Origin of the sequence: Pseudactinotalea sp. Z1732 (assembly GCF_049724975.1) — a bacterium.
Classification (GTDB): Bacteria; Actinomycetota; Actinomycetes; order Actinomycetales; family Beutenbergiaceae; genus CALKWS01.
The window spans coordinates 58,662-72,404 of sequence record NZ_JBMPQC010000010.1 but is presented as its reverse complement, the minus strand read 5'-3'; the positions used below and the strand labels follow the sequence as shown (position 1 = coordinate 72,404).

General features: G+C 69.5%; 19 protein-coding genes and 1 tRNA gene. 9 read left to right on the top strand and 11 right to left on the bottom strand.

Going from position 1 to position 13,743, the window contains the following annotated elements; all coding sequences use genetic code 11:
• Nucleotides 1-35 precede the first annotated feature (35 nt).
• From ACPL7H_RS15685 to ACPL7H_RS15665, 5 genes are all read right to left on the bottom strand, one after another.
• Complete coding sequence (locus ACPL7H_RS15685; RefSeq protein WP_424797733.1) at nt 36-236, bottom strand: hypothetical protein; 201 nt, start codon at nt 234-236, stop codon at nt 36-38.
• Nucleotides 233-472, bottom strand: a complete 240-nt coding sequence (locus ACPL7H_RS15680) for a hypothetical protein (RefSeq protein WP_424797732.1) — start codon at nt 470-472, stop codon at nt 233-235. The genes ACPL7H_RS15685 and ACPL7H_RS15680 overlap by 4 nt, the downstream gene beginning before the upstream one ends.
• Nucleotides 473-586: 114 nt before the next feature.
• Nucleotides 587-1,054 (bottom strand): HNH endonuclease signature motif containing protein, encoded by a 468-nt coding sequence (locus ACPL7H_RS15675; RefSeq protein WP_424797731.1) that lies wholly within the window; start codon nt 1,052-1,054, stop codon nt 587-589.
• Complete coding sequence (locus ACPL7H_RS15670) at nt 1,051-1,272, bottom strand: hypothetical protein (RefSeq protein WP_424797730.1); 222 nt, start codon at nt 1,270-1,272, stop codon at nt 1,051-1,053. Before ACPL7H_RS15670 ends, ACPL7H_RS15675 begins: the two co-directional genes overlap by 4 nt.
• Entirely contained in the window at nt 1,272-1,511 is a 240-nt protein-coding gene (locus ACPL7H_RS15665; RefSeq protein ID WP_424797729.1) for a helix-turn-helix domain-containing protein, read from the bottom strand. Before ACPL7H_RS15665 ends, ACPL7H_RS15670 begins: the two co-directional genes overlap by 1 nt.
• Before the next feature lie 95 nt (nt 1,512-1,606).
• On the opposite strand from ACPL7H_RS15665, the gene ACPL7H_RS15660 reads away from it, so the two are divergent.
• Entirely contained in the window at nt 1,607-1,861 is a 255-nt protein-coding gene (locus ACPL7H_RS15660; RefSeq protein WP_424797728.1) for a helix-turn-helix domain-containing protein, read from the top strand.
• Here the strand turns inward: ACPL7H_RS15660 and ACPL7H_RS15655 are convergent.
• The 4 genes from ACPL7H_RS15655 to ACPL7H_RS15640 all read right to left on the bottom strand — a co-directional run bounded on the left by ACPL7H_RS15655 (nt 1,858) and on the right by ACPL7H_RS15640 (nt 4,890).
• Nucleotides 1,858-3,078 carry a tyrosine-type recombinase/integrase gene (locus tag ACPL7H_RS15655; protein WP_424797727.1) on the bottom strand — a complete coding sequence of 407 codons (1,221 nt, stop codon included), beginning with the start codon at nt 3,076-3,078 and terminating at the stop codon, nt 1,858-1,860. The genes ACPL7H_RS15660 and ACPL7H_RS15655 overlap by 4 nt on opposite strands.
• A 108-nt stretch (nt 3,079-3,186) precedes the next feature.
• Nucleotides 3,187-3,262 (bottom strand) — tRNA-His (locus ACPL7H_RS15650).
• 103 nt (nt 3,263-3,365) lie between these two features.
• On the bottom strand, nt 3,366-4,064 hold the full coding sequence (gene orn, locus ACPL7H_RS15645; RefSeq protein WP_424788521.1) for an oligoribonuclease: 699 nt from the start codon (nt 4,062-4,064) through the stop codon (nt 3,366-3,368).
• A 100-nt stretch (nt 4,065-4,164) separates the two neighbouring features.
• On the bottom strand, nt 4,165-4,890 hold the full coding sequence (locus ACPL7H_RS15640; protein ID WP_424797726.1) for an SGNH/GDSL hydrolase family protein: 726 nt from the start codon (nt 4,888-4,890) through the stop codon (nt 4,165-4,167).
• Between the two features lie 156 nt (nt 4,891-5,046).
• Between ACPL7H_RS15640 and ACPL7H_RS15635 the strand changes: the two genes are divergently transcribed.
• Genes ACPL7H_RS15635 through ACPL7H_RS15605 form a run of 7 tightly spaced genes read left to right on the top strand, consistent with a single transcriptional unit; the run spans nt 5,047 to nt 11,209 of the window.
• Nucleotides 5,047-5,199 (top strand): hypothetical protein, encoded by a 153-nt coding sequence (locus tag ACPL7H_RS15635; RefSeq protein ID WP_424788519.1) that lies wholly within the window; start codon nt 5,047-5,049, stop codon nt 5,197-5,199.
• 60 nt (nt 5,200-5,259) lie between these two features.
• Nucleotides 5,260-8,223 (top strand): DUF4040 family protein, encoded by a 2,964-nt coding sequence (locus ACPL7H_RS15630; RefSeq protein ID WP_424797725.1) that lies wholly within the window; start codon nt 5,260-5,262, stop codon nt 8,221-8,223.
• Nucleotides 8,220-8,690 (top strand): sodium:proton antiporter, encoded by a 471-nt coding sequence (locus ACPL7H_RS15625; RefSeq protein ID WP_424797724.1) that lies wholly within the window; start codon nt 8,220-8,222, stop codon nt 8,688-8,690. Before ACPL7H_RS15630 ends, ACPL7H_RS15625 begins: the two co-directional genes overlap by 4 nt.
• Entirely contained in the window at nt 8,690-10,249 is a 1,560-nt protein-coding gene (locus ACPL7H_RS15620; protein WP_424797723.1) for a monovalent cation/H+ antiporter subunit D family protein, read from the top strand. Before ACPL7H_RS15625 ends, ACPL7H_RS15620 begins: the two co-directional genes overlap by 1 nt.
• On the top strand, nt 10,246-10,605 hold the full coding sequence (locus ACPL7H_RS15615) for a Na+/H+ antiporter subunit E (RefSeq protein ID WP_424788515.1): 360 nt from the start codon (nt 10,246-10,248) through the stop codon (nt 10,603-10,605). Before ACPL7H_RS15620 ends, ACPL7H_RS15615 begins: the two co-directional genes overlap by 4 nt.
• On the top strand, nt 10,602-10,859 hold the full coding sequence (locus ACPL7H_RS15610; protein WP_424788514.1) for a monovalent cation/H+ antiporter complex subunit F: 258 nt from the start codon (nt 10,602-10,604) through the stop codon (nt 10,857-10,859). Before ACPL7H_RS15615 ends, ACPL7H_RS15610 begins: the two co-directional genes overlap by 4 nt.
• Nucleotides 10,856-11,209: a cation:proton antiporter gene (locus ACPL7H_RS15605; RefSeq protein WP_424797722.1), complete on the top strand. Its 354-nt coding sequence runs from the start codon at nt 10,856-10,858 to the stop codon at nt 11,207-11,209. Before ACPL7H_RS15610 ends, ACPL7H_RS15605 begins: the two co-directional genes overlap by 4 nt.
• Nucleotides 11,210-11,253: 44 nt before the next feature.
• On the opposite strand, the gene ACPL7H_RS15600 is transcribed toward ACPL7H_RS15605, so the two are convergent.
• Complete coding sequence (locus ACPL7H_RS15600; RefSeq protein WP_424797721.1) at nt 11,254-11,787, bottom strand: nitroreductase family protein; 534 nt, start codon at nt 11,785-11,787, stop codon at nt 11,254-11,256.
• An 89-nt stretch (nt 11,788-11,876) separates the two neighbouring features.
• Nucleotides 11,877-12,824 (bottom strand): NAD(P)-dependent oxidoreductase, encoded by a 948-nt coding sequence (locus ACPL7H_RS15595; protein WP_424797720.1) that lies wholly within the window; start codon nt 12,822-12,824, stop codon nt 11,877-11,879.
• 130 nt (nt 12,825-12,954) lie between these two features.
• Between ACPL7H_RS15595 and ACPL7H_RS15590 the strand changes: the two genes are divergently transcribed.
• Nucleotides 12,955-13,740, top strand: a complete 786-nt coding sequence (locus ACPL7H_RS15590; protein WP_424797719.1) for an SDR family NAD(P)-dependent oxidoreductase — start codon at nt 12,955-12,957, stop codon at nt 13,738-13,740.
• Nucleotides 13,741-13,743: the final 3 nt, after the last annotated feature.

Here is a 13,743-nt window from a genome sequence, read left to right as displayed (position 1 = left end):
GTGCTCACCGACCGGGGCGTCGCAGCGCTGGCACCTCATCGGGACTCACCACCCGGCAGCGTCCCGGTGGCTAGCACGGTTGCGTCGTAGATGGGCGTGTCCGACTCCTGGCGCCACTGACGGCCGGCGGTGTATGGGTCCAGGAAGTCCTCGACCGGCGCGTCGGCGTGCGGGGTTGGCTCGTCGCGGCCCAGGCCGAGCAGTTGGGACAGGGACGGGAAGCGGAAGCGGCTCATGCTGCACCGCCCACGGCGACCGGGGCGAGGGGGTATGCGGACACGTCCCCGGCCAGGGTGGTGGTGGACCAGTCGATCAGTCCGTCGCGGATGGTGACCTTGGCGCGGTCGGGGTCGCCATCGGGGCTGACCGTGTTGAAATCGGCGTCGGACAGGATCGACAGCCAGGCTCTGCGGGAGCCGGACAGGGCCGCGGCCAGTGCGCCGGGGGAGGGTGTGTGTTGTGTGGTGGTCACGGTACGATTCCTTTCGTTGGGTGAAGGTCAGCCGCTCTGTCAGGGGAGGCTGGCCTTCGCTTTCTGTCTGGCCCGGTGCGCCGGGGTCGGGGGTCACCCGTGCGCACCGGGGGCTTAGGAGGCGCGCTTTCGGTAGCGCCGCACCGGGTTCCCCTCAGCGGCACGCCGGGCGCGCCACTGCTCGCGGCGTGCAGCGGAGTCCTCGCGGGCGCATGTCTTGCACTGACGGCGATTGCCGCGCCAGCGAACGTTCTCGCCTTCGAGCGGGTGGCCGTACTTGCAGTGCGTGACGGTCGCGGCGAACCGGGCCACGTTGACCACTCCGGTCACCGCCTCCAGGTGCTGCGGGTTGCAGCACGACTTGTTCATGCACAGGTGATCGATCTGGAGGCCGGAGGGGATCGGCCCAACGAATGCTTGGTACGTGAGCCTGTGAACGGACTTGGACACTCCGTCCACAGCCCACTGGCCGTACCCGCGAGAGTTATGCGCCGCTGTCCAGACCCAGCACCCCGCCTTGGGGCACTCGGTGACCTTGGACCAGAACCGCTCGGTCAGCGTGTCCAGGGTTACGGCGGTCATGCCGACCTCCGCTGCTGCCGCTTGGCCGACAGGTCGGTCATACTCAGCGGGTCGGTGCCCTTGTGGCGAGACTCGTATGCGTCAATGTCAGCGGGGTCGAAGCGCCACAGGCGGCCCACCTTGAAGCCACCGAACGTCTCAGCGTTCTGACGTATCCACTCGACCGGACGCTGCCAGCGGGCTGCCAGGTCCTCGGGGGTGAGCCTGGTCGTTGACATCAGGCGCTCGCTTTGAGGGTGAAGGCGTCCGGGATGAGCGAGGCGGGTGAGACTCCGAGCGCGTCGGCCACCAGGGCTATTTCAGTGAAGGTGAACTCCGAGCGGCCCAGCAGTTTGCGGCTGAGGGTGGAGTAGGGGATGCCGGTCACCTCGGCGATTCGCTGCTTTGTCTGGCCTTGGGTGACTATCGCCTGCGAGACGTTGCGAGCGACCTCTCCGGCCATTCGGTGTGTATCCATACGGTGACAGTACCCCACCAAATGGTGACGTGCAACCATGTGGGTACACCTATTTGGTTACACACTGTTACCGCAGTGGTGCTACAGTGCACCACATGGAGACAACGTCCGAACGCTTCAATGCTGCGGTAGGCGCACAGATGCGCGCCGAGATAGCCGCCCACGGCTATAACGTCAAGTCCGCCGCCGAGGCGATGGGCATTGCTCGCGGCGTGTTGATCCGCTACCTAGAGGGTCAGCGCAACATTCCGATATCGGTCGCGGCCAGGCTCGCGGACCTCCTCGAAATGCCGCTATCCACGCTGATCCAGCGGGCCGAGGATCGCGCCGCGACCAAGACTGACGACTAGCCTTCGATCTGCGGCGCGTCCTGCGTGCCCGGTACGTGCGCGGCCATCAGTGCCGCTGCGCCGACCTGGGCATCGACCAGTAGGTGCGCGTAGACCTGGCTGGTGGTGTTCAGGGACTCGTGCCCTAGCCGGTGCTGGACAACCTGGGCAGGGATGCCGCCCATCAGCGACCACGACGCATTGGTGTGCCTCAGCGAGTGCGGGGTGAGATCCTTCGTGATGCCCGCGCCGGTCAGCGCACGGCGCCACTGACGCTCGCGGAACTGGCCGGGATGGATCGACCCTCCGGCGGGTGTGGTGAACACGAACTCGCTGGCATCCTTGCCCCTCATCAGCGGGGCGAATACTTCCACCTGGGCCGCGTCGAGCACGATGGTGCGCCGCCCGCGCCGGGACTTGGGGGACCCGAGGTAGCGCCCGGCGTAATTCTCTCCAGTCTTCCACGCCCGGCGCACCCGGACCGATGGCATCGCCGGGTTGAGGTCGAAGTCACGGACCTGTATGGCGGTGGCCTCGCTGATGCGGGTGCCGGTGGCGACCAGGAACAGCAGCAGTGGCCGGTAGTGGGGGTCCATGTGCTGCCAGAACCGGGCGAACTCTTCGCGGGTGAATATCTCCCGGTCAGCATCCTCGGAGTCACTCGGCATCCTCACCCCGCGTGCCGGGTTGGCGGCGATGACGCCGAGGGGGTCCACGGCGTAGGCCAGGACGGCAGACAGTAGTCCGTGGGCGTTCTTGATCGACTTGGGCCGGTAGAACTGCACCTCGGGCACTGGCCGGCCTTCGCGCTTGGCCTTGGCGCGAGCCTTGACGGATCGCTCCGTCTCGGTGCGGCGCTGTGCAGCGACCCATTCACTGACGGCTTGGCGGGTGATGGCGTCCACTGGTAGCGGACCGAGGGAGGGTAGCCAGGTGCGCTGTGCCATGCGCAGATACTCCGGGCCGGTTCCCTTGGCCGCGTCGGCGTCGAGTGAGCGCAGGTAGTCGTCCAGCACCTCACGCAGCAGCGGCACGGTCTTGGTGTCGCGGCCGGATCGGCGCTCCAGGACGGTCAGTGCGGCCTCGGGTCCGATGCGTTCGATGAGGTCCTTCATCTCGGCGGCGCCCTCGCCGGTGCGGATGGTGGGGGTCCACCGCAGTTTGCCGTCGTGTCGATAACCCACGCGCCAGGTGGTGATCTTGCCGTCCCTGCTGGTGCGTTTCTGGATGCTGGCCATGGTCTGTTACGCCTCCGTGGATTGGGTTACGGCGCATCAGATGTTACCAAGGCTGGTTACCATGCGTTGCCGATCCGGTGCGATATGGCCTCTGACCTGCAACGATACTGGGGTGAGTGACGGGACTTGAACCCGCGACATCCGCGACCACAACGCGGCGCTCTACCAGCTGAGCTACACCCACCAAGGTGCCGAGGATCACCCGGCGCCGACCAGTGTACCCAACCGCAGTCGATGAACGCCCCCGCCAAGGCGCTACCGCAGCGTTGGCTTCATCACCCTCCGGCTCACTCGCCAGCGGGGGATACCGGCTCCCGCACACCGGCTCGCGGGCTCAGGCCGGTCAGCCCGGTCAGGGTGGAGGACTCCGTGACGGCCTTGGCCGCGGTCTTGGCGGCGACGGAGTCCGGTCCGGGGTGGTCCGGGAAGAGGATGGCGCGGTAGTAGCGCAACTCGTCGATGCTCTCGGCGATGTCGGCCAGGGCGCGGTGGCCACCATCCTTGGCCGGGGCGTTGAAGTAGGCACGGGGGTACCAACGCCGGGCGAGTTCCTTGATCGAGGACACGTCGATGATCCGGTAGTGCAGGTGCTCGGTCAGTTCGGGCATGTCCCGATCGAGGAATACCTTGTCCGTGCCCACCGAGTTCCCGGCCAGCGGTGCCTTGCGAGCCTCGGGTACGAAGGTGCGCACGTAGTCCAGCACCTGCTCCTGGGCCTGGGCCAGTGTGAGGCCCTCGTCGAGCAGGTCCAGCAGTCCCGACTCGGTGTGCATCCGCACCACCACCTCGGGCATGTTCTCCAAGGCCTTGGGCGGGGGTTTGATCACCAGGTCCAGGCCCGCGTCAAATGCGGTCAACTCCGAGTCGGTGACGATCACCGCGATCTCCACGAGCGCGTCGTTGACCGGATCGAGACCGGTCATCTCGCAATCGATCCACACGATCGGATCCTTGATCACCGTCGGGGGGTCCTTGCGTTCACTCACGCCGGCCACCCTATCGTCGCGCCCTGTCACGCGGGTGCCCTCCGCCGTCGTCCGTCACGGGCGACGGCCTTCCCACCGCCGGGCTGCCGCACGGATTTCCTCACGACCCAGCCTCAAGCACCGCTGCACCGATGGCCTCTCCGAGTACCTCCGCGCCCGCAGCGGTGGGGTGCACGCCGTCGTCGGCCATCCCCTCGGCGAACCGGTCCCCGGCACGTAACCCGGCGGCGGCATCGACCCACGTCCACCCCTGATCGGCGGCGAAACCCCGCAGGAACTCGTTCAACTCGGTGGCTGCCTCCGGAGCCGAGTCGATCGGCGGCACCGAGGACAGCACCACCTCCTCCACCCCGGCGACCTCAGCGATCCGGGCCAGGTTCGACCCGATCTGCTCGTGCGGCATCCGCCCGGCATCGTTCGTGCCGGCCAGGATGACCAGCACGTCGGCCTCCAGCGCCGGGGTCTCGGAGGCCATCTGCTCGGTGGAGGCGCCCCACACCGCCCAGCCGCCGACGAACCGCACCTGCGGGCCGACGGCGTAGCCCACCCAGGATTTGGTGCCCACCTCTCCGGCCGGCAGATCCGGACTGTTGGCGTCGGTGATCGAGTCGCCCACCGCGGCCATCCGGATCGCATCCTCGGCCGGTTCCTCGGTGGGGGAGGGCTGGGTCGCACCGGAAGCGCAGGCCGTCAGGATGACCCCAAGTGCCAGGGCGACGCCGAGGAGCCGCAGGCGGGGCGAACGCGCCCGGGCCGGCCGCCGGGGGGCGGCAGCGCTGGTTTCGCGGGTGCGGTGGTGCGCCGGTCGGAGGCGGGGAGGGAGCATCGACGCCCACGCTAGTGCCGGCCGCCCCGGAGGGCAGGCCCGTCGCCACCGGGCGCAACCGGGCCGGGCTGCCGAACCGGTGAGTGGGGGCTGGATCAGATCAGTCGTACCGGGAGGGTCGCTCAGCCACCCCGCCGCGGCAGCTATCATCGAACGATGCGCTCCGTGACCACCCCTGCCGGAACGGGTTTCAACCCGGTGCACCGGACGCTCCCGCCGGGGGTGGGCACGAACGGTCAGGTCTGCACCTGGGGCGCCCAACTCGCAGGAGCCGCACCACCCGAGCGGTGGACGTTGAGCCGCGGCTAGGAGCGCCCAACCGGGCCCGAAGGCCGCTTGCGAACCCACGACGAACCGAGTGAGGTCCTGGTGTTGGTGACAATCCTGGCCGGCGCGGCCCTGCTGGCGCTGGTGGCGCCGTTCGCCGGCCGCGCCCTGGGCGCGGGCGCCGGCTGGCTGCTGGGCGCCGGGTTGGCCGGACTGTGCGCGGCGGTCGCGGCACTGGCCCCCCAGGTGTTCGGTGGGTCGCCGGTGGTGCAGACCGTGCCCTGGATGCCCACCCTGGATGTGCACCTGATGCTGCGCCTTGACGGGCTCTCGCTGGTATTCGCGCTGCTGGTGCTGGGGATCGGCGCGATCGTGCTTGTCTACAGCGCTCGCTACCTGGGTAGGGGACCCCATGCCGGCTTCTACGGTTGGATGAGCGCCTTCGCCGCCGCGATGCTGGCACTGGTGCTGGCTGACGACGTTGTCGTGATGTTCGTGGCGTGGGAGATCACCACCCTGTGTTCGTTCTTCCTGATCGCACGCTCCGGCCCGAGCGCACGCGAGCCCGCCATCCGCACCTTGCTGGTGACCGTGGCCGGCGGCTTGTCCCTGCTGGCCGCGGTGGTGGTGATGGTGGTGGCCACCGGCACCACCAGGCTCAGCGCGATCCTCGCCGATGGGATCTGGGCCGAGCATGGCGTCCTGACCACCACGGTGCTGGTGCTGGTGGTGCTGGCGGCGTTCACCAAGTCCGCCCAGTTCCCCTTCCACGCATGGTTGCCCGATGCGATGGCCGCAATCACCCCGGTCAGCGCGTACCTGCACGCCGCCGCGATGGTCAAGGCGGGGATCTACCTGCTGTTGCGTTTTTCCGCCGCCTTCGCCCAGGTGCCCATCTGGAACGTGCTGCTGATCAGCGCGGGACTGACCACCGCCGTGCTGGGGGCGGTGGTGGCGTTGCGCCAGCATGACCTGAAGGAACTGGCCGCCTACTCCACGGTGAGCCAACTGGGTCTGCTGGTGGCCGTGATCGGGGTGGGCACGCAGGAGGCGATGGTGGCCGGTGTCGTGCACACCGTCGCCCACGCACTGTTCAAGGGGTCGCTGTTCATGCTGATAGGTGTGGTGGACCGTCAGGCCGGCAGCCGGGACCTGCGCCGCATCGGCGGGGTGGTGCGCGCGATGCCGCTCACCGCGGTGGCGTTGGTGGCCACGGTGGCCTCGATGGCCGGCATCCCGCCGCTGCTGGGATTCGTCTCCAAGGAGAACCTGTACGAGGCGTTCCTCAGCGTCGAGGGACCCTGGGGCCCGGTGTTGGCCGGGGTGGCCGTGGTGGCCTCGGTGTTTACGGTGGCTTACTCCGGACGGATCCTGTGGGGGCTGCTGGCCCGGCCGGCCTCCCCGGCCTCGCGCTCCGAGTCGGTGGCGGCCGCTGCGGATGATGCAGCCGCGCCGGCCGCCGGGGGCGCCGAGCCACGTTCTGAGAGGAAGCCGCGTGAGGCCGCGGTGCCGTTCTGGCTGATGGCCGCCCTGCCCGGCCTGGCCGGCCTGGTGGTGGGTGTGGCCCCGTTCCTGCTGGACACCCTGGTCGCTACGGCCGCCGGGGCTGCCGCGGGTACCGGTATCGAGGTGCACCTGGCCCTGTGGCACGGGCTGAACGTGGCGCTGGTCCTCTCGGCGATCGCGGTCGGATTCGGTGCCGTGGCGATCCGGGCCCGAGGGCGTATCGACGTGATCATGCAGGCCCGCAGTTTCCCGTTCTCGGCGCTGGGCGTGGTGGACGCCACCCGGCGGGGCATCATCAGCCTGGGGGTGCGTGCCGGTGCCCCGACGGCTTCCAACGCCCCGGCCCGGCACCTGGCCGTCCCGATGGTGATGATCGTGCTGATCGCCGTGGTGGGCCTGGCCCGGTTCGCCGGGTTGCCCCAGGTGGTCGGGACCCGTAGCCAACCACTGGACTGGCTCCTGGTGGTCCTGATCGTGGGCGGCGTGGCCGGTGCGGTGCTGGCCCCCACCCGGGTGGCGGCGATCGTCGTCACCGGCGTGGTGGGGTTCTCCACCACGCTGTGGTACTACGTCCTGGGCGCGGCCGATGTGGCGCTGACCCAGTTGCTGGTGGAAATTCTGACCGTGCTGGTGATGGTGCTCGTGCTGCGCCGACTCCCGGAACGATTCCGGCCGGCCTCCAACCGGCGCCGCCTGGGTGCGGGCGCCCTGGCGCTGGCCGCCGGGGCGGCCACCACGGTAGGGGTGCTGGCCCTGACCGGCCGGCGCCCGCTCTCCCCGGCCGGGGAGTTCTACCTCATGCGAGGAGAGGACCTCTCCGGGGGGCAGAACGTGGTGAACACGATCCTGGTGGACTTCCGCGCCCTGGATACCCTGGGCGAACTCACGGTGCTCGGTGTGGCCGGGGTGACGGTGGCCGCGATCCTGGCCGCCCGGGACCCGCTGGCAACCCAGCGGCCGGACCCACCGTTGCGCCACGGCGGCGGTCTGGCCGACTCGGCCCACAACACCATCTTCATCCGCACCCTGCAGAAGTGGGTCGGTCCCGCCGTCGTGGTGTTGTCGGTGCTGTTTCTGGTCCGGGGGCACAACCTGCCCGGTGGCGGGTTCATCTCCGCCCTGATCGGCGGGGCGGGGTTCGGGCTGAGCTACCTTGCCGCCCCGCAGGACAAGCAGTTCCGCCTGCCACCGATGGCGCTGATCGGCTCCGGCGTACTGGTCGGGACCGGGATCGGTCTGGTGGGCCTGGCCGACGGCTCGTTCCTGCGGCCGCTGCACGCCTACCTCTTCGACATCCACCTGACCACCGCGCTGGTCTTCGACGTCGGGGTCTACCTGGCCGTGATCGGTGTGGTGCTCGCCTCGATCAACCTGCTCGGCTCCGAGCGTCCGCCTACCAGAGTGCGGCGGGACACCACCGGCCCACCAGACCAGCCCAGCGGAGCCTCCATGGAACCCCCGTCCGCAGCCGCCGCCGGGAACGCGCGCTCCGGTGACCCGCATGCACATACCAGCGGCGAACCCGCGCCAGTCGCTGCCGGGGAGGTGGAGCGGTCATGACCTTGGCCCTGACTGCCGGCCTGCTGATCGCCGGGGCGGTGTACCTGATCCTGCAACGGGAGATGTTCCGGGTGATCCTGGGCTTCATCCTGTTCTCCCACGGAGCGAACCTGATCCTCTTCGCCGCCGGTGGCACCAGCCAGCGTGCCGAACCCATCGGTGGGGACCTGGACCCGGCCACCGTGGCCGACCCGCTCCCGCAGGCGTTCGTCCTGACCGCGATCGTCATCGCCTTCTCCATCACCATCGTGATGCTGATGCTGGCCGTCGCCGGGCGCCGGGCGGACGATACCCACGACTCCATCCCCGATGACGCCGACGACGACGGCAGTGCCGAGCACGACGGGGACGCCGGCAGCGCCGAGGACGCCGGGCGCGCCGAGGACGACGGGGACGCCGGGCGCGCCGGGGCCACCGCTGGGGCCGACCCCGGCGGCGCACCCGCCCGGGGGGTGCAGCCGCGATGATGACGACGCTACTGACGCTCTTCGTTGCGGTGCCGCTGCTCACCGGCGGCATCCTCATCACCCTGCCCCACCGGGTGCGGTTGCACCAGGTGACCCTGCTGGTGAGCCTGGCGGGTCTGACCGGCTTCGCGGTCGCGGTCGTGGCAGCCACCTCCGGCGGCGCCGTGCTCGCCCACGGAGTTGCCGACTGGCCGTTCGGTATCTCCATTCCGTTCGTGGCCGATGCGTTCTCGGCGCTGATGCTGACCGTCACGGGGCTGTTGGCACTGGTCTGCTCCTGGTTCGCGCTGCTCACCCAGGTGGGGCGCTCGAAGTTCCTTGCCCCCATGGTGCTGGTGCTGGTGGCCGGGGTGAACGGTGCGCTGCTGACCGGGGACCTGTTCAACCTGTTCGTGTTCATCGAGGTCATGCTGCTGCCCTCCTACGCCCTGTTCGTGCTGGCGGCGCCCGGGCGCGGGGGGCTGCGCCAGATCTCCGGGGCCCGGCTGTATGTGACGGTCAACCTGCTCACCTCCACCGTGTTGCTGGCCGCGGTCGCACTGATCTACGGGGTTGCGGGGACGGTCACCATGGCTGAACTGGCCGGCCTGGCCGCCGAGAACGGGACCGTGGCGATCGGGGCGACCGTGGCCCTGCTCGCCCTGTCGATCAAGGCCGCGGTGGTTCCGGTGCACGGGTGGCTGGCCCGGGCCTATCCCGCCACGCCGCCGGCGATCAACGCCTTGTTCTCCGGGTTGCACACGAAGGTGGCGATCTATGCGATCTACCGGATCTACGCGGTCCTGTTCGACGGCGACGAGCGGTACCTGTGGGTCGGGGTGGTCGCCTTCACCCTGACGATGGTCATCGGCGTGATGGGCGCGGTGGGGGAGACCCGGGGCCGCACCGTGCTGGCGTTCCACATGGTCAGCCAGATCGGCTACATCCTCATGGGCGTGGCCCTGTTCGGACCGCTGGGGCTGACCGCGGGCATCTTCTACCTGCTGCACCACATGATCGTGAAAGCCTCGCTGTTCCTGTCCGTCGGTGCGGTGGAGGCCACCTACGGCACCGACCGCCTCGGGAAGGTCGGTGGGGTGGCCAGGCGCGACCCGGTGCTCGCGGTGGCGTTCTTCATCGCGGCGCTGTCCCTGGCCGGACTGCCCCCGTTCTCCGGATTCGTGGCCAAGTACAGCCTCATCCTGGCCTCCATCGATGCCGGGCAGGTGGCCGCGGCCGTTGCGATGGTGGTGGTCAGCCTGGTCACGTTGCTGTCGATGCTGAAGATCTGGTCGGGAATGTTCTGGGGCAAGGCCGACGACGACGGACCTGCCCGGGTGGGCCCTGCACCTGCCGCTGAGGGGCCTGAGCCGGCCACCGCCGCTGGTGGTACGGCGACGAAGACGCGTTCCGCCGTCATCGGTCGTGTCGGGCTGCGCCTGACGCTGCCCGCGCTCGCGCTGGCTGCGGTGACCTCCGCACTCGGTGTGGGTGGGGAGGCGCTGCTGTCGTTGGCGGAGGTGGCCGCGGGCAACCTGTCCGACACCTCCGCCTATGTGGAGGCGGTGCGAAACTCATGAGTTGGTTGACCTGGCCGGTGCGCATCGTGGTGTTCTTGTTCTGGTTCGCATGGGCGGTGATCACCGCCAACCTGGCGGTGGTGCGCGATGTGGTCACCCCCGGGCAGGGCTCCACCCCCGGCGTGGTGGAATTGCGGACCCGGTGCGGGACGAACCTGGAGGTCACCCTGCTCGGGGTGATCATCACCCTGACCCCGGGCACGCTGACGATGGGAACTCACGTCACCGATGACGGCACCCGCACGCTGTACGTGCACGGGATGTACAACACCTCGGCAGAGGACCTGGCCGGGGACCTCACGCAGATGGAGTCGTGGTTGTTGTGGGCGATGCGACGCAAGGGGGTGGGCACATGATCGGGCTGGATGTGGCCATCGTGGTCCTGGTGCTGGTGGCGCTGGCTGCCACGATCAGGATGCTGCAGGGCCCGAGCAACGCCGACCGGGCGGTAGCGGCGGACCTGCTGATGTTCTCCGTGCTGGGCCTGATCGCCCTGATCGGGGTGCGCTCGGGCTCGATCGCCACGTTCGACCTGCTGCTGATCGCCTCACTCGTCGGGTTCCTCTCGGCGCTGTCCCTGGCCCGAGCCCTGACCAGAGGGAGGCGATGACCGTGTGGGAGATCATCGGGCAGGTGCTCATCCTGGCCGGCACCGTGCTGTTCGCGGTGGCCGGTCTCGGGCTGTTCCAGTTCTTCGACGTCTACACCAGGATCTCGGCGGTGGGCACCGCCGCGGGGCTGGGCGTGGCGCTGGTCGTGGTCGGGGCATTGTGCCTGCAGCCCGGGCTGTCCCACACGGTGAAGGTGGCCGCGATCGTGGTCTTCCAGCTCACCACCTCGGCGGTGGCCACCTCAGCGATCGCGCGGGCCGCCTACCTGTCCCGGGCACCCCTGCGCCGGCTCAGTTTCGATCAGTTGACGCCGACCGAACCGGACACCCGGGCGGGCGAGGAGGACTGATCCGCCCCCTCTCAGCGAGAATCGGGCCGCCCGGCGCCGTGGGCTCACTCGGCCGGGTGACCCAGCGGCATGATGCCCAGGGCGGTGTGGCCGGTGGGCAGCAGCGGTGCGGCCGCATCCGCCATCGCGGGGGCAGCCAGCCCGCCGATGAACACGGTGCCATGCCCGGTGGCCGAGGCCCACAGGTAGAGGTTCTGGGCGATCAGACCCGCCTCGAGCCAGGCGAACCGCTCACCCTGTCCGGGGCCGAGTTCGGCGAAGTAACCGTCGGCATGCTCGGCATGTGTGCTGAGTAGCACCAGCATCGGGCAATGGGCGGCCCACGCCGCATCCACGGTGGCGCGTGCGAGCCGTTCGCGGTGATCGCCGGCGGTGCGCCTCGTGAGCCGGTGCACCGCGCCGTCGTACTCGTAGGCCCCGGAGGCCAGGTCGCGGACCTGTCCGATGATCGCCGTCACGGTGACCAGGTACTGCCCGCGTGCGGTGGCGTGTGCGGCGCCTGTGACCCGGCCGGCGGCGTGCCGCAGTGCGCCGCCGAGGTCCGCGATCCCCAGTACGGAATCCGGGAAGGACTTCACCGACCTCCGGTGGACTAGGAGCGGGCTCAACGGCGTCTCGGGTCCGGAGGGGAGGGCGACGCTGATCGGTCCGCTGGGATCAACTCCGGTCACGATCCTGCCCCTCCCGGCGCGTCCGGGCCGTGGCCTTGCCCGGCGCGGAACAGTTCGAACACCACCGAGTGGTCCTGCTCGCCCCACCCACGCCGTTCGACCTCCAGGAAGAGTTGGGTGAGTAGCGCGGTCATCGGGCTCGGGGTGGCATCGGCCATGAACGTCTGCATCGCGTAGCGCAGGTCCTTGAGTTGGTTTGCGGCACTACCACCCAGGGAGTAGTCGCCGGTGAGGAGTTTGTTCTGTTTGAGTTCGAGCACGGCGCTGTTGGCCAGCCCACCGGAGAGGATGCTCACGGCGTCATCGAGGTCCAGGCCACCACGCTCGGCCATCGCCAGCGCCTCGGAGGTCGCGGCCAGTGCTCCGGCGACGATCACCTGGTTACACAACTTCATCAGCGAACCCGCCCCGAGTTCCCCCATCCGCAGCACGGTGCCACCGACCGTCTCCAGCACGGGCCGGACGGCCTCGGTGTCCGCTTCGGAACCGCCCATCATGATGCTCATGGTCGCCTCACGTGCGCCCTTGTCGCCGCCGCTCATCGGGGCATCGACCACCCCGACGTCGTACTCGGCCAGATCCGCGGCCAACGCCCGGACCTCACCCGGGGAGGTGGTGCTCATCACCACCAGGCGCGCACGGTCCAGCCCCGCCAGGCCGGCCAGCAGCCCTTCCGGCCCGAACAGCAGGGTGCGCAGCTGGGCCACGTCTGGCAGCACCGACAGGACCACGGGGGCGGCCGCGTCGTGGGGTGTTCGTGCCCGCGCGGCGCCGACGGACTCCAGGTCCGATGCGGGTCGGGGCGAGCGGTTCCAGACCGTGACGTCGTAACCGGCGCCCACCAGGTTGCGCGCCACCGGGGCCCCCATCACACCCAGCCCCATCACCGCCACCGGGCCTTGGGTGGCCCGCGACTCTGCTGCTCCAGTGGGCGTGGTACGCATCGACGTTCTCCCGGCTCATGATCAGGGGCACTGGCTCGTTCCCCCATTGTGGTGCCACACGGGGCGAATCCGTATATTCGATGGACCGGGCAGCGCACTGGTTGCCGTGCACCAAGGAGGTCATCCGAGCATGCTTTCCCCCTATCCGGCGGCGGATTTCCCCAGCCAGGCCACGGCAATCGTCACCGGCGCCGGCTCGGAGCGCGGCATCGGCCGGGCGACCGCGCACCGGCTGGCCCGGGAGGGGTGGGCGGTGGCCGTCCTCGACCTGGACCAGGACACAACCGATCGCGTTGCCACCGAGATCACCGATACCCACGGTGTACCGGCGCTCGGGCTGGGGCTGGATGTGCGTGATCAGGACCAGGTCGGCGCCGCCGTGGAGCGAGTGGTCGCCGAGATGCCGCAACTGGTGGGCCTGGTCAACAACGCCGGAGTGAGTTCGCCCGTGCCCTTCCTCGAGGTCGCCGGTGAGGAGTGGGACCGGGTGGTCGACATCAACCTGCGCGGGACCTTCCTGGTCTCCCAGGCGGCCGCCCGGGTGATGGCGCAGCATCGGCTCGGGCGCATCGTCAACATCTCCTCCACCTCTGCCCAGCGGGGTGGCGCGGTCTACAGCCTGGCCGCCTACGCCGCATCCAAGGCGGGTGTGATCGGGCTGGCGAAGACACTGGCGCGCGAACTCGGCCCCCTGGGCATTACCGCCAACACGGTCTCACCCGGCGCCATCGACACCGACATCATGGGTGGGCGCCTGACCGATGATCGTAAGGAAGTGATGCTCAAGGACCTGCCCGTGGGCAGGGTGGGCACCGTGGACGACGTCGCCCACGTCATCGCGTTCCTGCTCGGCCCCGAGGCCGGGTACCTCACCGGCGTCACCTACGACGTCAACGGCGGCTCACACATCGCCTGACGG